Here is a 22581-nt window from a genome sequence, read left to right on the forward strand (position 1 = left end):
AGCAGCGTTTTCCGCCCCTATAAATGGAAAGTACACCTTCTTATTATAGCATCAAAATCCCCTATGCTTAAATCAGACTCCTGTTCCATTTATTCCCTCAGATCCTCCTTCTCTTATCCAAGGCAGGATGAAGATAAAAAAAGGAGGCCGACAGGACAAGTAATCCTCCTGTCAGAATAGGAACAGTTGTCCCGTACACTTCCGCCAGCCATCCTGCAAATAAAGCGGAAACCGGCATGAGGGACCACGTCATGAAGCGGCTTGTCGCCTGCACTCTCCCGAGCAGATGCGCCGGACTCCCCTGCTGACGGATAGTAAGGATACATGGACTGCTGATGGAAGCTGTTCCTGTACCGACGGCATTCATCACAGCAAGCCACCAGAAAGACCCCCCTGCCGCGAAACCTGCAATAGACGCCCCGCCGAGAACGCCTGTGCAGAAGAGAAGCGTCCGGTATGTCATTCGTTTACTGAGCCAGCTGGACGCGAAGGATCCTGCCACAGCTGTAATGCCCCCAACAGAAAGAAGAAAACCAATGGGGACGGTGGCCATGTTAATGGTGGAATTCAAATGCACAATGTACATGGTAAGAAACATGGTCGTTCCGAAAACAGAAAACAGCATAGCAAGGTTCGTGTGAAGAATCGCTTTGACAGACCAAACATAACGAAACCCTTCTTTCAACCCGGATATCATTCCGTCTTTGTTCTTTCCACTCCATGCCGGCGGTTGTATAGGAAGGCTCCAAACGACCAAAGCCCCGATCAGAAACGAGAAACTATTCAGGATCAATCCAACTCCGGGGTTCCAAATACTCAGAAGAATCCCTCCAAGCCCCGGGGACAGAAACACAGCAGCCTGAAAAGTTCCACTGTTGACAGCATTCATAGCCGGCAGCTCTTCCTCTTTTACTAATTCAGGAAGAATAGCAAACTGAGATGTTTGATAGAGTTGGGTACACACGCCCACAAACAGTGCTGCTGCATACAGATGCCAGATTTCCAGCTGACCCGTTATGTATAGAATCCCTAAAAGTCCAATAGCTGAAAATCGGGACAGGTCACTTCCCAAAAGAAGGAACTTCCGGTTGAAACGGTCCGTCCACACACCAGCCAACGGCTGAAGGAGAACAGGCAGCCTTTCCAATGCCGCAACGATTCCCATACTTAAAGGAGAACCTGTGATGGATAAGACAATCAGTGGCAGAGCAATCAAGTAGATTTGATCTCCGAAGAAAGATACAAGATTCCCTCCAATGAACCGGAAAGCCGGATGACGAAAGGTGTATCGTCTCTTATCTTCGACAACGTCCGGAACGGCTCCCCTCCTCATTTACATCCCAAATAAGCTTTCATATCTGTTCCCATAGATTCAATTACTTCCGGATTTCCCTCATAAACATTCCCTTCCTGCTTAACAAGTCGCGCAGATTTCAACAGTTTCAAATGATGGTGAATGGTCGTCTTTCCCATTCCCAGCTCTGTCGTCAACGATTGGAGCGAATGCGGTTCCTCCATCAGCCGCTTCAATACCCTCAAACGTGTTTCATCCCCCAGCGCTTTGTATCTTTGCACCAGCTGTTTGTTCGGAACATCCGCTTCCGGATAGATGCTTCCATTCGCTGCTGCATAGTAAAACACCTTCACGCCTTCCAAGTCGGCCTCCACATTCCACGGACGATAAACATAGTGAGGGATAAGGATAACTTTATGGACTCCCGGCTCCGGGAGATACTTCACTCCATCTGTTGCCCACTCCACAAGCTGTTCCGCATTCATCTGCTTCTGCCTCTTCTGTTTAGAAATATGATCTCTCGTTAAAATGGAAGAAAGCTTTTCCTTATCCGGACGTATCACGGTCTCAAACCAGCCTTCCATCACCTTCCCCAAGTGCTCCTTCAACTGTGTGCCGGAAACATGCATAATAAATGCTAAGTAGCCGGGCAGGAAAGGATGATTCTTTAATTCTTTCTGGAGCACATGCAGCGCTTCCTCAGAACCTTCCAAAAGCTCTTGTTTTCTGGCCTCATAATTTCTCCCAAGATAAGGAACAGCATAGGATTTCAATTCCTCATTCGACAGCCCTTCAATAAAGGACTGAAATTCACTCATCTGTGTAAAGTCCCCTTGATGAAGCAGCTGCAAAAGCGTCTTCCATGTATTATGTTCTTTCACATAGGATAGGTGGTCGATCATATCGCTTGAGAAAGAGGCAAGAATCAATTCCCGATCTTTCTCCTTCCATTCCAGCGTGTCCAATAAGGAATCGTTGGTAATGGCTGCAATGCCAAGAGCCGCTTCCCATAATAAAGAAGACTTCACCTCCACCTCATACGTCTCTCTGTTCAGCTTCGTCCCTGCAGAAAATAATTCCATATTATCCCTCCCATCTATATTCTATACATATAGAACATAATATTCAAACTATTTGAAATAAAAACTCAAAAATCCTTTCTTGCTACTTTTCTAGTAAACAGCACATTCAGTTATAGGAATAAAGTTCCAAAATCCTCCTAATTCGTTGAAAAGCATGGAATCAATTGGTAAGGTGATAAAAACTTCCAATTAATCCTCATCCATGACAAAACAAAAGGAGAGTTATGTTTTATGAAGAAACTTGCAAAAGTAGGAATCGCTTTAGCCGCTGTAGGTATCTTGAGCTTTGGGGACGTTACAGGTTCGACCTCTTCCGTCGTGGAAGCAAAAAGCATGACATCCGACACCCTTCACCACGCAGGTTCCACTTCTTTCGGAAGCGATTGGAAAAGTGGACGCGTAGGATTCTGGGGCGGTTGTGCTCTATCCGGTTGGTTAGGGACATTTGAATGCCATGAGTCCCAACTTCCTTGGTAATAAAACGACTACTCATAAGAAATGATAATGAAATGAATCCAAAAAGCCCCTGTTTCCTCTCAACAAGGAAACAGGGGCTTTTTGATATAGAGATCTTTTATTATTTATTACCTTGCTTGACCCATTCAGCTACGGAGATGGTCCGTTTCGTCTGATGTTTGACAGCTGCCTGAACATCTTCCACCATCTTGCCTTCCTGATCTACGGTCACGCTCGTACCATAAGGATTGCCTCCTGCGCCGAACAGAACAGGATCTGTATAACCAGGAGAAGCGATAATGGCGCCCCAGTGCATCATGGACGTGTAAAGAGACAACAGGGTAGCTTCCTGACCACCATGTGGGTTTTGAGCAGAAGTCATACCGCTGACAACTTTGTTGACTGTTTTTCCTGAAGCCCAAAGACCGCCCTGCGTATCAAGGAACTGCTTCATTTGAGCAGGCATGTTCCCGAATCGTGTCGGCACACTGAAGATCAAGGCGTCTGCCCACTCAATATCATCGGAGCTTGCAGTCGGAACGTCTTTCGTCGCATTTACGGTCGCTTTCCAAGCATCATTCGCCTCGATAACAGAAGCAGGTGCTAATTCCTCTACTTTAACAAGCCTTACCTCCGCTCCTGCTTCTTCCGCTGCTTCTTTCGCCCATTTCGCCATCTGATAATTCGTACCACCCATACTATAAAAAACAACAGCTAATTTTACATTTGCCATCTCTTCCATCTCCTTTTGCTTACCGAATAGTTTATTTAGAAATCCCATTGGAATCTTCCCTTCTTGAAATCTCGAAACTGAGATATGTCCTACAAAAAGAATTATACATCTCATTTATCTTGAAATCAAGATAAAAAATTCATTATTAAAAAACCCCTTCTGATGGAAGGGGTCTAGTGTATGGGTAATTGGATACGGAAGGTCGTTCCCGCGGAAGAACTATCAAACAGGACAAGATCTCCCCCAAGAGACTGGGCGATCATTTTACTAAACGGGAGACCGAGACCGAGGCCACCGGTTTTATACTTCTTCTCTTCTCCCCTGTAAAACCGCTCAAAGATGAAGTCTCTTTCTTCTTCTTTGATTCCACCACCTGTATCCTCGACATCAATATAGATCCATTGTTCCCGCTGATCCATGCGGATATAGATGTCTCCTTTTCCCTCTATCGCATGAGAGGCGTTGTTGAGCAGATTCGTAATAATTTGTTGGAACCGCATAGAATCCATGGGTATGTCTACATCTTCAGAAAGAAGATCCACGGAGATGGTAAGGTTGTCCTTCTCCTGACCTACTTCCCAATGATGGACCGATTCCTTAACCGTACGATTGACGGACTGGATTTCCTTCGTTAGAGGAACGGAATTGGCTGCAAACGTGTTGAACGATAACAGATCGAGGACCATCCGCTCCAGCTTCTCTGTCTCCTTCAACGAGACCCTTATGAAGTCTTCCGCTTCCTCTTCCTCAACAATCCCATCCTGAACGGCTCGCAGCATGCCGCTGATCGACGTCACCGGTGTCTTCAATTCATGGGTAACTCCGGCAAGCAGCTGACTACGGAGCTCTTCCAGATGCTGCAGTTTCCCGGACATCTCCTGGAAAGACTGAATAAGGTCGTAAATTTCCGCTTCTTTCACCCGCTCATCATCGATATGGAATCCGTAATTTCCTGCCTCTACTTCTCTCGCTGCCTGAGCAACTTCCTGAATAGGCTTAGACAGCCGCTTCGACAAGAAGTAGATAGCCAGCCAGCCCAGCAGCGCAAGACAAACGAGGATGAAAAACAACTGCCAATACTCCTGATCGACCTTCGTCAAGTTCTCCTTCGATTCCAGAAGAATGACCCATCCGACGGTGGCATCGTTAATTTCGACAGGTTTGGAAACCATGTAAAACAACCCGGAGCTGGTGTCCAGTTTTTGAATAGTCTGCTCTTCATCAAGAAGGTCGACGGCAAAGCGCTGTGGAAGCCTCTGACCTCTAAGCCGGTCCTGGAACAGAATGGTCCCCTGCTGATCAACGACGTACAAATCAGGCCGGCTGTCCATGTTCATGAAGTCTTCCCTGCCTTGAATGACAACGTCTTCCTCTTCCTGCGGCTGGACCTGTCCATCATTCACCAGGCGGCCGGCCGTCTGTTCGGCAACGAATTGCATCATACTCAGGCGATTATCCATCGTCTGATGGCGGATCCAGGCGACCGATATGATCCCGATTACGAATAATCCGATGACAAGCGTCCACACATACCTGGTCGTCCAATAACGCTGTAACGGCACTTTCTTTTCAGTAAACACTGAGCTGATATCCTAACCCGCGCAGCGTGCGTATTTCCCCTTGCGAAGAAGGCCAGCTCTTCAAAGCATGACGGATGCGCTTGATACTGACATCGACGGCACGGTCACTACCCTCGTACTCCCATCCCCACACTTTCTCTATAAGCTGGTCTCGTGTAAATGTCTGATTAGGGTGCTCCGCAAGAAAAGTGACTAAAGAAAGATCCCTTGGTGTCAGCGTCACTTCTTCCCCATCCACCTTCACTCGATGACCGATGATGTCGACCTCCAACTTACCGAAACTCTTCACAGGCGATGTCTGCGTTCCAGCCCGTCTCAAAACTGCTTTGACACGCGCCACCACCTCATCTCCGACGAATGGTTTGGCAATATAGTCGTCCGCCCCGTGATTGAGTCCTGCAAGCCGGTCATCCACTTCACTGAGAGCCGTCAACATAATAACAGGGCATTCGCTTTCCTTACGAATATCAGTCAATAAATCCCAGCCATTCTTCCCGGGCAGCATGACATCCAGGATTACCAGGTCCGGCGAAGCACTCTGAAAGGTATCAAGGACCTCGTCTCCCCGAAACACCTGTATAGTCTCAAATCCTGCTTTCTTCAGATATGCCTTCAACACCTGGCTGATCGGCATTTCATCTTCTACAATCATGATCTTACTCACGGTATCTTCACCTTCTCCAGTTGAAATCTAGTTTCAGAATAACACAGGCACATGTCAAATAGATGTCAGTTCCCTTGATGAATCTTTTGTCATTCTCATATTTTACAACATTGTCATATCCCTGACACATTGTGTCATTAAAGTAAGGATTGCGAAAGGAGGAAGGGTTTATGCTCAAGGAATTAAAGTTCCGTCATGAACTGAAATACTACGTTAACCAGCATCAATACCACATGATACGAAATCGTTTGAAGCATCTCCTGAAACAGGATGAACATGCCAATCATAAAGGAGACTACCATATTCGAAGCGTTTATTTCGATGATATGGAAAACAAAGCATTACAGGAAAAGCAGGCGGGGATTGAAAATCGCCACAAATACCGAATCCGCCTGTACAACAAGCGTGATACGGTTATTCATTTTGAAAAAAAAATTAAAAGGAATACCTTCATCGCCAAGCAGAAAGCGATCATTTCCAGAGAAACGATGGACCGGCTGATTCAAGGGGACTATAAGGTGCTCCAGGATACGACATCTCCTCTTCTTAAAGAAATCCATTATGAAATGAAGCATCGACAGTTACGACCGAAAGTCATCGTTGATTATGTAAGGGAAGCTTATATTGCAAAAGAAGGCAACGTGCGAATCACCTTCGACAAGGATTTACGAACGGGGTTGTGGAAGACTAACCCCTTTGATTCAGACCTGCATCCTGTCCGGGTGCTCGATGAACCCTTGTACATTCTGGAAGTGAAATTCGATGAATTCATACCAGACTATATCCGGGGGGCCCTGCAGTGGAACGGTCTTCAAAGACAATCCGCTTCTAAATATACTATTTGTCGAAAACATACAAAAGCAAACACGTGGGAGGATCAATAATGAATAACACGAACGAACAAACGACATTTTCAGACTTACTGGACACGGAGGTGCTGGCTAACTTCCAAACCGATATTTCACTGCTTCAAATCGGCATCACCATGCTCTTGTCTTTTTTAGTGGGAATGTTTATCTACACTTTATATAAGCGCATATTCAGTGGAGTGCTTTACTCCAAGAATTTCAACATCACACTTGTCGGTCTGGCGATGATCACATCCCTAGTCATCATGGCGATCGGCTCAAATCTTATTTTGTCACTTGGCATGGTCGGAGCTCTCTCCATTGTCCGCTTCCGGACACCAATCAAGGACCCGACGGACCTCATTTTCTTATTTTGGTCATTGGCAAGCGGCATCATCATCGGGGCCGGGTTCTATGCGTTAGCGATCCTTGGGTCGATTATCATCGGACTCGTACTCTTCTTCTTTATGAAGAAATCAACGTTTGAAACTCCTTACTTGTTCATTGTCCATTTTAACGGAGAGAAAATAGAACAAGAAATCTATGATCAGATGAAGAAAACGGTCAGCCGTTACGATGTGAAGCAGAAATCCGTCACAGCGGACGAAACGGAAATAACTTTCGAGGTCCGATTGAAAGGAAAAGAATCCGGTTTCGTTAACACTATTACCAATATAGACGGCGTAGGTAATGCAGTGTTGCTGAGCTATAACGGGGATTACGTGCAGTAACAACAACCGGAAAGGGTGCGGCGCGCACCCTTTTTTTAAATAAAGAAGGGAGAAATACCAATGAGGAAATTAATGACCATAGGGACAGCCAGCCTGCTTTTCATTATCCTTCACACCGGCACGGTCAGCGCTGAAGAGATAACGGTGTTTGATAAAGAACAAATTAGTGAGGTTAATATAGAAATAGACGAAGAAGACTTTGAGGATATGCTGGAGAATCCGTTGGAGGAAGAATATAAGGAGGCCACCATCACCTATAATGGGAAAGAAATCCCGTATACTGGTGTACGCGTTAAAGGAAACTCTTCTCTTAGTTCTGTCGCCAACTCCGATTCCGACCGCTACAGTTTCAAGCTGAAATTCAATGAATATATCGAGCAGGACTTGGAAGGGTACACAAAAATTAGTTTGAACAATAACTTTGCCGACCCCTCTTATATGCGTGAGTATTTGACATATGAAATGATGGAGAGCATGGGAATCCCGACACCGGAATACTCATACGTCCGGGTATCGGTGAACGGGGAGCTGTACGGCTTTTATCTAAGTGTAGAAAATATAGAAGAGCCATACCTGGAAAAAAGCTTCGGCAGCGCTGCAGGTAACCTGTTCAAAGGGGAGACCGGTGCCAGCCTCACTTGGGAAGACGGCATGAGTATAGAAGAGACCAACCTGACACAGAAAGTAGGACTCGAGACGAATACGGGTCTTCTCGATTTTATGGAAGCATTAAGTAAAGAGGAGAACGTCGAAGATTATTTAGATGTAGACTCCTATTTACGCTACCTTGCCGTCAGTACAGTATTGGCTAATATGGACAGCTATCAAGGTAATTTCAGCCACAATTATTATTTATATGAACAGGATGGTGTATTTCACTTCCTGCCGTGGGATCATAACATGTCGTTCGGCGGAATGGGGAACGGCGGAGACCAGATCTCCATGCTCATCGACGAACCAACAATCGGCGCGGTATCTGAGCATCCACTCACAGAATTTGTGTTATCTAATGAGGATTATAAAGAAACCTATCACACATACATTCAACAGACAATAAAGGAACTGGATACCTTCGAAGAACGAGTAGATCAGTTACAAGAATTAATCAGCGACGATGTCAAAAAAGACCCAACCGCTTTCTATACGTACGATGAATTTGTAGCGAACAGCGGAACAGGAGCCGTGGATGGATATCCCGGCATCACAAGTTTTATAGAACAGCGGTTAGCAAATGTCCAGCAGCAATTAAGCGGCCAGATTCCAAGCTATGATAATGGCGAGGGGCTGAGCGGACAGGGTGCGCCGGGGAATAGCCGGGAAGAAGGCGAGAGACAAAACGGGGAACCACCAGAAGGAATGAATCAAGAGCAGAATCAGGACGAACAGATTCCGGCTGTGAATGAGGGGGAGCCACCGGTGGGAATGGAGAACATGCCTCGAGGCATGCCCGGAATGGAAGGAAATACAGCGGCCGCACCCATTCAGAAAAAGAACATGATCATCATCGCTGTTTTAACCGCAGTCCTTCTTGCAGCAAACATATTCATTCATTTATTCAGACGTTATCGAAAATAATCAGACGGCAGCAGGAGCACTAGTCTTCCTGCTGCCGTTCTTTTTTTTCTATGCATCAGGTTTCTCTCCTACCGCACTCCTTTGCCCATCTAGGACTTCTACAGGTTGTCGATAAACGGAAGAGGTTAAGGAAAAGACAATCGATCTACTCCATATACAGCATGGATTGAAATCAGTGTTTCTTCTCTTACAAGCATCATCTCGTACCCTTATATTTAATAATGGAACTATGTCGAATGGAGGATGACAGGCAGACTCCTAATTTAGTGTGAGAGCGCCTTGATCAGCTTGTATATAATCTGGGCAGAACCGTAGGAGATAAAGAAAACACAAGGAAGGATAGGGATTCGGTGCTGGCTTGCGGAGAGAAGCTTCATTATCCACAAGACGCTGGAACTGAATAGAGGAAAGGGCGGAACGATAAGCCCCCCGGATGCACCGGATAAGCGTTCCAACTCCCGTTGCCCGCTCTCACCCGTAATCTTTTTCCTCAGCAAGCAGAAAAAACCAGCCGATCAGGCTGGTTTCTACTAACTAAAGATTGTTCTTTATTTCATATTCCTCCATCTTTTCATCAAGCCAGGAGGTGTATTCTTCATTAACTTTAGAGTCATATAACGCGTCCGTAACCTCTTCTTTTACGTCTTCATATGTCGCTTCTTCGGCATCCGTATGATCGGTTACTTCAATAATGTGAAACCCATATTCCGTTTCCACAGGGTCGCTCACTTCCCCTGCTTCCATGGAGAAGGCGGCATCGTCAAATGCATCCACCATTTCCCCTTTTCCAAACGTCCCGAGATCCCCGCCGGAATCTTTCGTTGCCTCATCCGTCGAATACTCTTCTGCCAAATCAGCAAATTTCTCTCCGTCATTATATTTATCTAGAACCGTTTGTGCCTCTTCTTTCGTTTCCGTGAGAATATGCCTTGCCGTCACTTGCTCCGGCTGATTAAAACTATCTTTATTCTCTTCAAAATAAGTTTCCTTCTCTTCATCCGTAATGGAGACCCTGTCTTTTAATAGTTTCTCAAGCGTCAGGTATTCTTCCAAATCCGCTTGAAAATCCTCCAGGGACACCCCGTTTTCATTGAGGGCGCTCAGGAAATCATCCTTGCTGCCATATTGATCGTAATACGTCTCCATTTCTTCCTTCATCTTGTCCTGATCCACTTGGATATCATTCTTCTCTGCTTCCATCTCTACTATTTTACTTGTTACTAATGAATCAAGGGCGTCGTCTCCATATTGACTGACGAGCAACTCATATAAATCATCTTTGGAAATCTCTTCTCCATCTACTGTGGCAACAGCTTCCTGTTTAGCCCCGACATTCACACTGAGCAGGATACAGAGCGCCACAACAACCAGCACTCCTATCCCTCCGAACATAACCTTTTTATTCATTACATATCTCCCTTATGATTCTTCCTGTGAAGACAGGATGACCTGTACCGTCTGCGCTTGGCCGTCACGGTAGTATTTCACAGACACTTTATCTCCTGCTTTGTGATCGGTGTACAGATATTTACGGAGATCACTGGAGCTTGTCACCTGCTGATCATCAATCGAAACGATGACGTCCTCTTCTTTCAAACCTGCTTTTGCGGCAGCAGACATTTCATCAATGGAACCGATGATGACCCCTTCTTTCACATCTTCCGGCAGTGTCTGCGTGTAATAGGCAGGCACTTCGTCGATGCTCACTACCCCTACACCTAGATATGGGCGGTCAACCTTTCCATCATCTGTAATGTCAGCGATCAGATCCTTCACATCATTACTAGGGATGGCAAACCCTAAGCCTTCCGCTTCTTCACTGGCGATTTTCAGACTGTTGATTCCAATAAGCTGGCCTGCAGAGTTGATCAATGCACCACCGCTGTTTCCAGGGTTAATGGCTGCGTCGGTCTGAATGACGTCAAGATCCCATTCGCCGGCAGATGTGGAAGTGGTGATCGTACGACTCTTGGCACTGATAATTCCTTGTGTAACGGTTCTTGATAAGTCGAGTCCCAGTGGGTTACCGATGGCAATGACTTCATCACCGGCCCGGACATTATCTGAATCGCCGAAGGCAAGCGGTTTAATATCATAGTCTCCATCAATTTTCAGTACGGCAATGTCTGTCAAAGCGTCGGTCCCGATTACTTCGGCATCTACTTCGCTGCCGTCATTCAAGGAGATTTTCAATTCGGACGCTCCCTCCACCACGTGGTTGTTTGTAACGATATAGGCAGCATCATCCGTCACTTTATAGATGACCCCGGAGCCTGTTCCTTTTTCCGTCGTTTCTGCTGATGCCTGGAACGGGCTTTGCTGTGTTGTCATATTGACGACGCCGACGATTGCATCCGAAGCTGCTTCCGCAATGTCCGCCGTGGATTTACCGGAATCCGAAGCTATGGTCGACACATCTACATCGGACGCCTCCTGCGTCGCACTTTCCACTACAGCATCTTTGCCATTATCCTGTGCTTGATCCCCGTACGACGTAATTCCTAATGTAAGCGCAGATCCAAGCACACCTGCGGATAGTGATAACCCGATTACTTTAAATAGTGACTGCTTTTTTTCACCCATTTGTATCCCTCATTCCGTTAGATTTTTTCTGATACGCTTACTATAAAACCGGAATGTGTCAGCTGTATGACAAAGAAGAATTTTCCCAATCCTGCTATCCTTTTAAAAGATGAGTCTTTTCTCCCTAAAACACTAGTATTTTTAATCCAAATATTGACAGCGCTTTCACTCGGTGGTAATTTGTTTATACAAGTTAAGACAAATGGGCGGAGATTTGGAGAAGCACCCTATGCATACATCGATTCTTGATGTACAGGGTGTTTTTTTATGGTCTGTTTCTATAACTTGATGACATTGATAAGGAGGAGTCCAAACATGTTAGGTTTATTTAAAGCAGCACCACACAAAGAAAGAATTCCTGAAGAGCGGATCGATGAAGAGTACAAGAAATTGAGGTTTCAGGTGTTCATGGGAATATTCCTCGGATATGCGGGTTATTATTTGATACGAAAGAATTTCACACTCGCGATTCCATACTTGACGGAAGAAGGTTTTTCAAAAGGGGAACTGGGGGTCGCACTTTCCGCTATATCCATTGCTTATGGAATCAGTAAGTTCGTAATGGGAACCGTTTCTGACAGAAGTAATGCGAGGTACTTTCTAGCAACAGGATTGATTTTATCTGCAATCATCAATTTACTTATGGGCTTTGTTCCTTTCTTTACTTCAACAGTCACAGTTATGTTTGTTCTTTTATTCCTTAACGGTTGGGTGCAAGGTATGGGATGGCCGCCTTCTGGACGGACGCTTGTCCACTGGTTCAGCGTCAGCGAACGTGGAGGAAAAACGTCAATTTGGAACGTCGCGCACAATGTCGGCGGAGGACTGATGGCCCCGCTCGCCATTTTCGGGGTCACGATTATCGGGTCCTACTTCACCTTCATGGAAGATTACAAGGGGATATTTATTCTGCCGGCAATCGTCGCCATCGTCGTAGCAGCCATCGCCTTTATGCTTATGAGGGACACACCACAATCCGTCGGCCTTCCACCTATTGAGGAATATCGCAATGATTACCCGAATAATTCAAAGACGACGTATGAGAAAGAGTTCACGACAAAAGAAATATTATTCAAGTATGTCCTGAACAACAAATGGATATGGATCATCGCTATTGCCAATGTTTTTGTCTATTTTGTACGCTACGGTGTGCTTGATTGGGCACCTACTTATCTAAGCGAAGAAAAAGGGTTTAACATGGAGGAATCGAGCTTCGCTTACTTCCTTTACGAATGGGCTGGAATTCCGGGGACCCTGTTATGTGGCTATATCTCTGATAAACTCTTCAAAGGACGACGCGGTCCAGCAGGATTCTTCTTCATGATCGGAGTTCTTCTGGCAGTCCTCGTTTACTGGTTCAACCCGGCAGGCAATCCACTGGTCGATAACCTGGCACTGATCGCCATCGGATTTTTAATTTACGGTCCTGTCATGCTGATCGGTCTGCAGGCGCTCGACTATGTACCGAAGAAAGCAGCAGGAACCGCTGCGGGACTGACCGGACTTTTCGGTTACTTAGGGGGAGCTGTCATGGCCAATGCACTAATGGGTTATATCGTTCAGTTCGCTGGCTGGAATGCAGGATTCGCTCTTCTGACCGGATCTTGTGCGCTCGCCACTATCCTGTTCGCGTTTACTTGGAACGTGCGCGGCCAGGAAGTCGTGAAGCATGGATGAACTAAAACAAGCTCTCTCCCGGCATTCGGGAGAGAGCTTGTTTTTTGGATGTCGACAATAACACCTGTCTAATCCACTCGGTTCATTCTCTTGAGTTTTTCGGCGGCGTCCAGCGCGGTGCTTCACTTCCTTTTGGATAATCCACCCCGTCCGGATACTTGATCAATTCGACCAAGCTCCCCCAGGGCGTTTTCCCATACACTCCTGCATTATGAGGTCCGTCCTCTTCATCATCCAACGAATGGGGCGGGGACAGTAGAGAACCTCCAGCCGCTTCAAAACGCTCAGAAGCTTGTTCGATATTATCTACATAGAAAGCGAAATGGTGGATGCCTATATCTGAAATACGCAATGGTTCCTTATCCGGTTCGGTTCCAAGCTCAAAAAGCTCCAACGTAGGACCGTCGCCAATTCTCAATAACCGCATATGAATAATGGACGTTCCCACCGGCAGTCCCAACTGCTTCTCCACTTCATCTCCTACCATAGGTTCTTGTTCCGGGCGCTGCACATCATAGCTGACCTCGGCACCAAAGGCTTCCTGGAAAAAGGCGGTCGCCTCTTCTATACTGGGCACAGTCATTCCTATATGGTCGATTCCTCTTGTCATTACAATCTCCCCTTCCATCCTTACTTCCCCGTTATCCCCCTGCAGAAAAACGAGACATAGAATGGATCATGGAAGATCCGCTTATTCGAAATCGTACGTTAGGTTCCACTGTTGACGGGCATCATCCATTAAATCCATAACCTCTCGAGATAAAGCGAGCGTCCAATTGTCCCCTTTATTCAAGATCAAATCGTTCATAGCCTCCACTTCATATTGAAGCGCATCTGCTTCCACTCCGGCTTCGACTGTTTCCACAGAGCCGTCGGCTGTATAAGTGATGGTTGCTTTATCAGCTCTCGGGAAGTTATCCACCGTAATAAACCCTTCATCACCGGCGACAATGCCGCGTTTCGGCATTTTTGCCCGCATCGCAAGGGAAACGACTGCCATCTCATCATGGTCATTCTTCATGACGATACCAGACTGTTCGTCTACTCCTGTCTCATGCTTCTTCACCGTAGTATGCAGCTCCGTCGGCTGCCCTGAGAGGAAGAAACGTGTAAAGGAAAGAGCATAGGTCCCGATATCAAGCATTCCCCCACCGGCAAGATCCGGATTAAAGAAGCGGTTTTCCGGATCATCTTCCTTACAGCTTCCGAACGTCACGTTGACCATATTGATCCTGCCGATTTTTCCTTCTTCGATCATTTCGCGGAGCTTCTTGTACAGCGGCATATGGTAAATGGTCATGGCTTCTGCTACTACCAATCCTTTCTCTTCTGCCAATTCCGCAATCGCTTTTAACTGCCTGCCGTTCATCGTAATCGCCTTCTCACAAAGAACGTGCTTGCCGTTCTTCAAAGCATCCATGATGTAAGAATAGTGAATGCTGTGCGGTGTCGCTATGTAGACGACATCGACTTGATCGTCCCGGTACATATCCTCTGTATTCTCATAGACATGATCGACGCCCTCTTGTTCCGCGAACCGGCGGGTTTTGTCCATATTTCTTCCCCATACACCGTAGATATGCCCATTCACCGCTTTGATTGCTTTGGCGAAATCTCCAGCGATTCCTCCAGGTCCGACAATACCCCAATTAACTTGTCCCATTTCAATTCTCTCCTTTTATCGTGATTTCCCTTATCCCAGACGGTCCTGCCACCAATGCTTTCGTTACAACAGAGGTGAACAAGGACGTGTCGATCACACCCGTCAATCCTTTTAACCGGCCTTCCAAACCGGAATCTGCCTTATCCGGATCGACGTAGACATCCAGCAGCAGGTTCCCGTTTTCCGTTATGACGGCCCCGTCTTTATCTTCACTCATCCGAATATTCGCCTGAAGCACTGGGAACGATTCCAATTTGCGGCGGACGTAAGGAAGAGCCTGTGGGAGTACTTCCACTACCACCGGATGTTCGAAGGTCAACGCAGGAACGAACTTCGACTCATCCACAAGCAGCACGTACTCATCTGCCATATAAGCGACAAGCTTCTCTTCCGTATGGATGCCGCCCCCGCTCTTAAGCGCATGCAGCTGCTGATCTACTTGATCACATCCGTCGAAAGCTATATCGATAGAGGGGACGTCGGACAACGGAAGTACCTGCAGACCTTCGCTCACACAATGCTGTTTCGTTTCCCAGGAGGGTGTTACGACCTTTACAGAACGACCACTGTCTTTCAGAAAGGTGACGAGATGCTTTATCGTGCTTCCACCTCCCAGCCCGACAGTCATCCCGTTTTCTATATAGGTCAAAGCTTCTTCGGCACACTGTTTCTTAACATCCATTCGCTTACTCCCCTTCTCGTATCAATGCCTTCGCTGTCTCTTCGGTCGTGACAAGAACGTTGAGATGCCCTGCTGTCAAGGCCGCCTTGATCGCTTCCACTTTTTCATTCGATTCCGCTACTCCGATGGAATACCTCGTTTTATGAAGAGCTTGCAGGTCAATAGAGATCGTCCGGTGCAGGAGTTCCGTGTCCATCATCCGCCCTCTTTTGTCATAGAAATTGGAACAAATATCTCCTGCGACTTCTCCCTCTTCCATCTCTGCAGATAATGTTCCACCGTAGAAAGCTTTCCAATTATCGCCTTGATTGATCGCAGGTGATCCTATTCCAACAACCGCTATCGTCAGCCGGTCCCATAAAGCTTTTACTTCCTGAAAATGTCCGGAAGCGGCCAGTGCCGATTTTAATTCCTCATTGCCCGCAATAGCAGGGACATCGATCAATGTCGACCCCCCCTTCCATTTACGGGCAGCTTCGTAAACGATGGTATTCGCGTGATAACGACTTGCAAGCTTCCCGTCAGGTCCTCCGATTAACGGAACGCAAATAACTTCTTCCTTCGGTTTTTCAGGCTCCAGCTCTTCGGCCACCGCAGCAAGGGAAGTCCCCCACGAGAAACCGACGACATCACCGGCTTGAACGATTCGGTCAAGAAATTTCGCACATGCCTGCCCCATCGCTCTCCGCTTCTGATCCTTGGTTTGATTTTCCTTGTCAGGGACGAGAAGGACTTCCTTCAGACCAAACCTTTCTTTCAACTGTTCGCTTACCGCAATATCGTGGAAAGCCTCATAGTTGATACGAATCTGGACAATTTCTTTCTCTCTGATTTTTTTCAACATCCGACTGATGGTCGTCCGGTAGATTCCTAGTTCTTTGGCAATTTGACTCTGCGTCATGTCCTGTTCATAGTACATCCGAGCTATTTGGTAGAGTTTCTTCAACTCTTCTCTCTCTTCCATAGACAACCCCCTTTGCACAAATGTATAACATTAAGGTCATTTGTGCAAACGAAAGCATTCCATAATATTCCACAAAATAAAAACCCGCCAGCCTAAAGAGGCTGACGAGTTTGATAGGTGATTTCTCCACCGGCCATCGTCAGGACAGCTGTACCGCCATCTTTCACCGGGTGCTTATCCCATAATACGAGGTCCGCATCCTTACCGACTTCGATACTGCCGGTTTGATCTTGCAGACCAAGCACTTCTGCAGCACGGATCGTTACACTCTCCAATGCTGTATCCGCATCCAGGCCTGCTTCCACCGCAAGCTTCACGGACGTCTTCAGCTGCTTGACCGGCACGACCGGATGATCGGTGATGATAGAGAAAGAAATCCCCTGTTCATCCAGGGCTCTATACGTATCCCATGACATGCCGCTTAGTTCGACTTTACTCCGCCCGGAAAGTGTCGGTCCGATGGAAAACTTGCAGCGATCCTTGTATTTCACCAATGCAGGTACAATCCGGTGGCCTTCGGTGACGTGTTCCAGGTGCAGGTCAAGATCGAATTCTTCTGCAATTCGTATGGCTGTCATGATATCGTCCGCCCGATGAGCATGAACACAGACAGGTATCCGACGCTCCAGCACTTCCCCAAGCGATTCCTTCCGTAAATCTCTCGGGGAAGGATTTTTCAGATATTCAACGGCCAGCACCAATTGTTCCCGGATCATTCCGGCAATGCCCATTCGTGTCGAGGGCGTGCGTCCCTGCTGACCATGATATTTCTTCGGATTTTCGCCGAATGCCATCTTTAACCCGGCACGCTCACGAACGATGATGTCTTCAAGGATAAACCCGGGCTTCACTTTTACAATCGCGGTGATTCCACCTATGACGTTGGCACTACCGGGAAGCACCTGTGCAGTCGTCACACCACCTTCTGCCGCATCAAAAAATCCACGGTCGAACGGGTTGATGCCGTCAATGGCTCGAAGGTGGGGAGTGAGTGCTTCGGTCGTTTCGTTGAAGTCGGCCCCCTCCCAACCAATACCTTCTTCATCAATGCCAAGATGCGTATGGGTATCGATAAAACCAGGGGTCAGAATCATCCCCATGCCGTCGATCACTTGTTCATAGTTTCCGAGATCCGCTTCTTTTGCTGTGCAGATCTGTTTGATTTTCCCCGCCTCGACAAGGACGGTCGCGTCTGTTTCTCTTTTTCCTCTTACAGGTTCCAAAACGACATTACAAATGGCTATCATCGGACGTCCCTCTCTTCTATCTGTAAATATTCATAGACCCGGCAGGCCAACTGGACATTGAACCAGTCATCGAACCGGTCAAAGGTCACATCAAGAATTTCCTGAACACGGTTGATGCGGTAATACAATGTATTATGATGGATGTTCAGCTCCTTGGTCACCTTCTTCAAGTCTTTATCAAACCGGACATAGGTGATCAATGTGTGCAGCATGTCGTTATTCTTTTCTTTGTCATACCTCATCAAAGGACCAAGAAAGTCAGATACATAGAGAGAGAGGTCTTCCTCACTGTTCTGAAGAAGAAAGCGATAGAAACCTGCATCGACGAAGCTCATCACATTTTTCGACGGCTTCGTCTTTAAGACCTGGATGCACTTCTCCGCATCTGCATAGGACTTATTCAATTGGAAAAGATTCTTATGGACACGGCCGACACCAGCTTTAAGCGGCGCGGAGGATCGTTCCAGCATGTGAACAAGCGCCTTCATCTTCTGACGCGCAGACCCTTTACCTTCTGATTCCGGAAAGCTGATCATAGCGAAAACATACGAGCGGTTCATGGAAACAATCCCGTTCAACTCAAGCTTCGTTACTACACTTTCGAGCGCGTCCCCTATCTCTTCCCGCTGACGCCTGGAATTGACCGTCATCATCTCTTCCCCCATCTTGTCCGGATCAACATGACAGAGCACCATCGCATAAAAATCGGCTGGGTAGAGGCCAAGGTTGGATGCCTGCACTTCGACCACCGGATCACGCTCCCCTGTCAGAATTCCTTCTACCAGCTGTCCCTTCGCCTGCTGCTCCGCCTCCCTTATGGAATCCTCTTTCGTTAATTCCAAGGAAAGAACGGTCGTCCCGTATTCAAATAAGACGATATCATTCTCGAAGAAATCGGCAGAATCAATCCACACACAGACAAATCCCCACACAGAGACCGGACCCGTGATCGGCAGAACGACGAGCTGCTCGCCTGCATGAGCAATCTGCTGCCATTTATTCATTTTAATAACTTTCTTGACCCTGTCATGACTGAGAAACCTGTCCGGGAGTCCCTTCTCCCCCGCTTCCTCATCGACGAACAGCGGCTTAAGGAGCGCATCATACACGGCGAAAGGGTACCGGACCATCGTTTTCATCGTTTGAATGATCCCTTGAACTCCGCCTCCACTGGCGGCTACGTTCGTCAAACGATGGTGGAAATCCGTTGTACGCTGCATCGTTTCGTGTTCTTTCCTTAACGCCAGATGGGTCTGCTGTAAGGCTTCCCGCTGCCTCTTCTCCTGACGGTACAACCGTGCATGCATGATAACAACAGCGATATGATCCGCCAGCGCCTCCACTAAGTGGAGGTCGTGCTCTGTCAGATAGGGATGGTCCCTGAAACTGTCCAACGTGAGGACACCGATTGTTTCCTTATGAAACAAAAGCGGGACCGACAGCATGCTCTCTGGTATGGAACGTTCTTCAGCCGCCTCCAGATAATGCTCGTAATTAAAAGCGGACATCGTTTCCATTGCTTCCTTAATGGATCCTGTACCTTGCAGAAGCGAAGCTCTCCCGCTTTCAAACACACGGCCGCTGACACCTTCTCCTGGTTTCAGTCTCGTCTTCTTATATCCGGAATCACGAAAACCGACAGCTGCTTCCACGAGGAGTTTCCCGATTTTCTCATCATAAAGAAACAGAAATCCGGAATCCGCCGCTGTGACAGCATCCACCACGGAATCCAAAATGATCTGCAGGAACCCTTCCTCATACATCCTCGAGGAGAGGGTATGAGAGACCCCGGTCAATACGTGGAGCGCATTCTTCCTTTTCTGTTCATTCGTATGATGAAGAAGCAGCTTCAGCCATGCTTCATGCTCTTTCAGGAAAGAGGCAGCTGCCCCTTCATCATACTTGTGACGCCCGATCAGAACGACCATCACATCTTCCCCGTTATATACCCATCGATCTCCCGTCTCCCTTATCGTTCCTTCTTCCATACAAAGGGAAAGGGAAACCCATTCAGAAATAGAGTCGGTGTATGTTTTCTCAGACACACTGGTCCTTGTATGTTTATCGACGATGACGATATCCTCCAACCGATACCTTGCCTTCAGTTGCTGCAATAGTTCTTTTTCCATAGGTGCCACCTCTAAAATAACTATAAGGAATTTTCAGAAAAAAGTGTATGTCAATCTAAGGGAATTCCCTCTTTGACTGCATCGATCCATTCATGATACCTGTCAATCAGGACAGATTTGTTCTTGTCATAAATCCGACGGAGCTCTTGTACCGGGTTCTCATGATCGTCGACGCGGAAGTCGACGAAAGGAAATCCTTTTACCGAGGCTACCTTGATGACCGCAGACTGTTTCCCACGGATGTCTCCACCGGCTGCATCACCGGCATGAAGGGCTTCAAGAAGCTTTTCGGCGAGTGATCCCTCCGCCTCTTTAAAGGCGGAAACCATCTGTTCAAGGACTTCCGGTCCGGTAAGCAGATTCCCTTGGACCGCCCATTGGTCTCCGACAATATGTCCTTTATAATCATCGTTCTCCACCCCTGTATAGACGCTGCTGTTTCCATATTGGTCCATCACTGAAACTTGGCGCAGTTCTTTGCCCGGGTCATGAAAGAGGAGATGGTTGAGCGTTTCATTGGCCGTCCGCCCTTTCTTCAGATGGTCCACGCCCTCCTGGCCTAATGCCGGATTGACCCATCCCTGGGTGATGACGATCCCCACATTCGGTTCGATATGGGGAGAATAGGCACCGACGCCTGGAAACCGCGTGGCAACAGCAGCTCCGAAATTGCCCGTTTCCGGACAGCGGGCCATGATAGAAAATGTATTTAGCTTCATAACGTTACACCTCATGACAGGCCACATAGTGACCCTTCTTTATTTCTCTAAATTCCGGTACTTTGGTTTTGCAATGTTCCTGTGCAATCGGGCAGCGGGTATGGAACCTGCAGCCTGACGGCGGGTTGTCCGGACTCGGTATTTCCCCCGCGAGCGTGATTTTCTCCCGCTTCGTATAAATATCAGGAACCGGAATGGAAGACAGGAGCGCTTTCGTGTATGGATGGAGGGGATGCTCATAAAGCTCATCACTATCGGTCAATTCGACCATCTGCCCTAAGTACATAACCCCTACGCGATCGCTGATATATTGGACGACACTTAAATCATGGGCGATGAAAAGATACGTGAACCCGTATTCCTCCTGAAGGTCCATCAGCAGGTTAATAATTTGCGCCTGAATGGAAACATCAAGGGCAGCAACAGGTTCATCTGCCACGATGAACTTCGGATTTAACGCCAGGGCTCTCGCAATCCCGATCCGTTGACGCTGCCCTCCAGAGAACTCATGCGGGTAGCGATCTTTGTAACTCTCCGGAATACCGACATCCGTAAGCAGTTTCCCGACGCGCGCCTTCCGTTCCGCCTTCGTCATACCGATCGTTTTCAACGGCTCTTCGATAATATCTTCGACGACCATCCTTGGATTAAGAGAGGCGAATGGATCCTGGAAAATCATCTGAAAATCACGTCGCTTCTGCCTCAGCGTTTTCCTGTCCCAGTCCATGATGTTCTCGCCTTCAAAATATACTTCTCCATCCGTTGCATCCAGGAGACGCATTAGCAGACGCCCGGTCGTCGACTTGCCGCATCCGGACTCTCCTACAATCCCGAGCGTTTCCCCTTTGTAGACCGTAAAGCTCAAATCGTCTACTGCTTTGACTTCACTCTTCTTTCGAAATATGCCATTGGATACATTAAAATACTTCTTCAGGTTGTCGACGCGGACGAGTTCCTCTGTCGTCATCGTTTCTCTCCTCCTCCAGCCAGCAGGCGACTCTGTGTTGTTCCGACTCCGAAGCCTTTAACGCCGGTTCCTTATGCAGGCACTGTTCCATGACGAATGGACACCGCTCGGCGAAGCGGCAGCCTTCCGGTAAATCATGCAGGTTAGGCGGCTGTCCTTCAATCGGCTGCAGCCGTTCCCTGATACCAGGACGCGGCACAGACTTCAACAACCCTTGCGTATAAGGGTGCTTCGGTCGATCGAATAGATCTTCCACGGACCCTTCTTCGACAATTTTGCCGGCATACATGACCGCCACTCTGTCACACAGCTCAGCAACAACGCCTAAATCGTGGGTGATCAGAACAATCGCGGCGTTCGTTTCATCTCTAAGACGCCTTAATAAATCCAGCACTTGCGCCTGTATGGTTACATCCAAAGCGGTGGTCGGCTCATCAGCAATGATCAAATCCGGATCACAGGACAAGGACATAGCGATTACCCCGCGTTGCCTCATCCCTCCACTGAATTGATGCGGGTATTGATGCACCCGTTTGTCTGGAGAGGGGATACCGACTTTCTTCAGCATCTCCACCGCACGTCTCCATGCCGACTTCTTGTCTTTGTTCTCATGAATCATCGGCATTTCGGCAATTTGTGTACCAACCGTATAAGCCGGATTAAGGGAAGTCATCGGATCTTGAAAGATCATCGAAATATCCTTACCCCGGACGTGCTGCATTTCTCTCTCTGTTTTCTTGAGAAGATCCTCCCCACGGTACAGGACCTGTCCGCTGACTTCTTCGCTTTTCTTCTGACCGACAAGGCGCATGATCGATTGAGAGGTCACACTTTTTCCACAGCCGGACTCACCGACGACTGCGAGAATTTCTCCTTGCTTTACTTTTAAATCGACACCGTCCACCGCTTTGACTATCCCTTTCTTCGTATGAAAATGCGTCTTCAGATTTTGTACTTCCAGCACATACTCAGACATCGGCTTCCTCC

General features: G+C 47.5%; 21 protein-coding genes. 5 read left to right on the forward strand and 16 right to left on the reverse strand.

Annotation, left to right across the window (positions count from 1 at the left end):
- Positions 1-97 precede the first annotated feature (97 nt).
- Together AXG56_RS16835 and AXG56_RS16840 are read right to left on the reverse strand one after the other, a co-directional pair.
- The gene (locus tag AXG56_RS16835) at positions 98-1333 is read right to left on the reverse strand and encodes an MFS transporter (RefSeq protein ID WP_062515597.1); all 1236 of its coding nucleotides are present in this window, start codon (positions 1331-1333) and stop codon (positions 98-100) included.
- Complete coding sequence (locus AXG56_RS16840) at positions 1330-2376, reverse strand: helix-turn-helix transcriptional regulator (RefSeq protein WP_062515599.1); 1047 nt, start codon at positions 2374-2376, stop codon at positions 1330-1332. The genes AXG56_RS16835 and AXG56_RS16840 overlap by 4 nt, the downstream gene beginning before the upstream one ends.
- 231 nt (positions 2377-2607) lie before the next feature.
- Here AXG56_RS16840 and AXG56_RS16845 point away from each other — a divergent pair, with 231 nt between their 5' ends.
- Entirely contained in the window at positions 2608-2853 is a 246-nt protein-coding gene (locus tag AXG56_RS16845; RefSeq protein ID WP_008636395.1) for a hypothetical protein, read from the forward strand.
- Positions 2854-2953: 100 nt separating this feature from the next.
- On the opposite strand, the gene wrbA is transcribed toward AXG56_RS16845, so the two are convergent.
- The 3 genes from wrbA to AXG56_RS16860 all read right to left on the reverse strand — a co-directional run bounded on the left by wrbA (position 2954) and on the right by AXG56_RS16860 (position 5809).
- Positions 2954-3565, reverse strand: coding sequence for an NAD(P)H:quinone oxidoreductase (gene wrbA, locus AXG56_RS16850; RefSeq protein ID WP_026578777.1), 612 nt, complete (start codon positions 3563-3565; stop codon positions 2954-2956).
- Positions 3566-3738: 173 nt separating this feature from the next.
- Entirely contained in the window at positions 3739-5145 is a 1407-nt protein-coding gene (locus AXG56_RS16855) for a HAMP domain-containing sensor histidine kinase (protein ID WP_062515601.1), read from the reverse strand.
- A complete protein-coding gene (locus tag AXG56_RS16860) occupies positions 5135-5809 on the reverse strand; it encodes a response regulator transcription factor (protein WP_062515603.1) in 675 nt (224 codons plus the stop codon). The genes AXG56_RS16855 and AXG56_RS16860 overlap by 11 nt, the downstream gene beginning before the upstream one ends.
- 170 nt (positions 5810-5979) lie before the next feature.
- On the opposite strand from AXG56_RS16860, the gene AXG56_RS16865 reads away from it, so the two are divergent.
- The 3 genes from AXG56_RS16865 to AXG56_RS16875 are packed head-to-tail and all read left to right on the forward strand — an operon-like array spanning position 5980 to position 8963.
- On the forward strand, positions 5980-6693 hold the full coding sequence (locus AXG56_RS16865) for a polyphosphate polymerase domain-containing protein (protein WP_062515606.1): 714 nt from the start codon (positions 5980-5982) through the stop codon (positions 6691-6693).
- On the forward strand, positions 6693-7388 hold the full coding sequence (locus AXG56_RS16870) for a DUF4956 domain-containing protein (protein WP_062515608.1): 696 nt from the start codon (positions 6693-6695) through the stop codon (positions 7386-7388). Before AXG56_RS16865 ends, AXG56_RS16870 begins: the two co-directional genes overlap by 1 nt.
- A 60-nt stretch (positions 7389-7448) precedes the next feature.
- Complete coding sequence (locus tag AXG56_RS16875) at positions 7449-8963, forward strand: CotH kinase family protein (protein WP_062515610.1); 1515 nt, start codon at positions 7449-7451, stop codon at positions 8961-8963.
- 534 nt (positions 8964-9497) lie between these two features.
- Here AXG56_RS16875 and AXG56_RS16880 read toward each other — a convergent pair.
- Together AXG56_RS16880 and AXG56_RS16885 are read right to left on the reverse strand one after the other, a co-directional pair.
- Positions 9498-10370: a peptidylprolyl isomerase gene (locus AXG56_RS16880; protein ID WP_062515612.1), complete on the reverse strand. Its 873-nt coding sequence runs from the start codon at positions 10368-10370 to the stop codon at positions 9498-9500.
- Between the two features lie 12 nt (positions 10371-10382).
- Positions 10383-11546, reverse strand: coding sequence for a S1C family serine protease (locus tag AXG56_RS16885; protein ID WP_062515614.1), 1164 nt, complete (start codon positions 11544-11546; stop codon positions 10383-10385).
- 315 nt (positions 11547-11861) lie between these two features.
- On the opposite strand from AXG56_RS16885, the gene glpT reads away from it, so the two are divergent.
- Positions 11862-13223, forward strand: a complete 1362-nt coding sequence (gene glpT / locus AXG56_RS16890) for a glycerol-3-phosphate transporter (RefSeq protein ID WP_062515616.1) — start codon at positions 11862-11864, stop codon at positions 13221-13223.
- Between the two features lie 82 nt (positions 13224-13305).
- On the opposite strand, the gene AXG56_RS16895 is transcribed toward glpT, so the two are convergent.
- The 9 genes from AXG56_RS16895 to AXG56_RS16935 form a co-directional block, all read right to left on the reverse strand.
- A complete protein-coding gene (locus AXG56_RS16895; RefSeq protein ID WP_235601521.1) occupies positions 13306-13833 on the reverse strand; it encodes a VOC family protein in 528 nt (175 codons plus the stop codon).
- An 81-nt stretch (positions 13834-13914) separates the two neighbouring features.
- Positions 13915-14886, reverse strand: a complete 972-nt coding sequence (locus AXG56_RS16900) for a Gfo/Idh/MocA family protein (RefSeq protein ID WP_008634480.1) — start codon at positions 14884-14886, stop codon at positions 13915-13917.
- Between the two features lies 1 nt (position 14887).
- Positions 14888-15568 (reverse strand): ribose 5-phosphate isomerase A, encoded by a 681-nt coding sequence (gene rpiA, locus AXG56_RS16905; protein WP_026578783.1) that lies wholly within the window; start codon positions 15566-15568, stop codon positions 14888-14890.
- A 4-nt stretch (positions 15569-15572) separates the two neighbouring features.
- Positions 15573-16550: a sugar-binding transcriptional regulator gene (locus tag AXG56_RS16910; protein WP_255358541.1), complete on the reverse strand. Its 978-nt coding sequence runs from the start codon at positions 16548-16550 to the stop codon at positions 15573-15575.
- 74 nt (positions 16551-16624) lie between these two features.
- Entirely contained in the window at positions 16625-17779 is a 1155-nt protein-coding gene (locus AXG56_RS16915; protein ID WP_062515622.1) for an amidohydrolase, read from the reverse strand.
- Positions 17776-19908, reverse strand: coding sequence for a helix-turn-helix domain-containing protein (locus AXG56_RS16920; RefSeq protein WP_026578785.1), 2133 nt, complete (start codon positions 19906-19908; stop codon positions 17776-17778). The genes AXG56_RS16915 and AXG56_RS16920 overlap by 4 nt, the downstream gene beginning before the upstream one ends.
- A 50-nt stretch (positions 19909-19958) precedes the next feature.
- Positions 19959-20627 carry a DUF1028 domain-containing protein gene (locus AXG56_RS16925; RefSeq protein WP_026578786.1) on the reverse strand — a complete coding sequence of 223 codons (669 nt, stop codon included), beginning with the start codon at positions 20625-20627 and terminating at the stop codon, positions 19959-19961.
- A 4-nt stretch (positions 20628-20631) separates the two neighbouring features.
- Complete coding sequence (locus AXG56_RS16930) at positions 20632-21594, reverse strand: ABC transporter ATP-binding protein (protein ID WP_062515623.1); 963 nt, start codon at positions 21592-21594, stop codon at positions 20632-20634.
- Positions 21545-22570 (reverse strand): ABC transporter ATP-binding protein, encoded by a 1026-nt coding sequence (locus AXG56_RS16935; protein WP_026578788.1) that lies wholly within the window; start codon positions 22568-22570, stop codon positions 21545-21547. The genes AXG56_RS16930 and AXG56_RS16935 overlap by 50 nt, the downstream gene beginning before the upstream one ends.
- Positions 22571-22581 lie beyond the last annotated feature (11 nt).

The sequence above is a fragment of the Halobacillus sp. KGW1 genome (genome assembly GCF_001592845.1).
In the GTDB taxonomy this organism is placed as follows: Bacteria; Bacillota; Bacilli; order Bacillales; family Halobacillaceae; genus Halobacillus.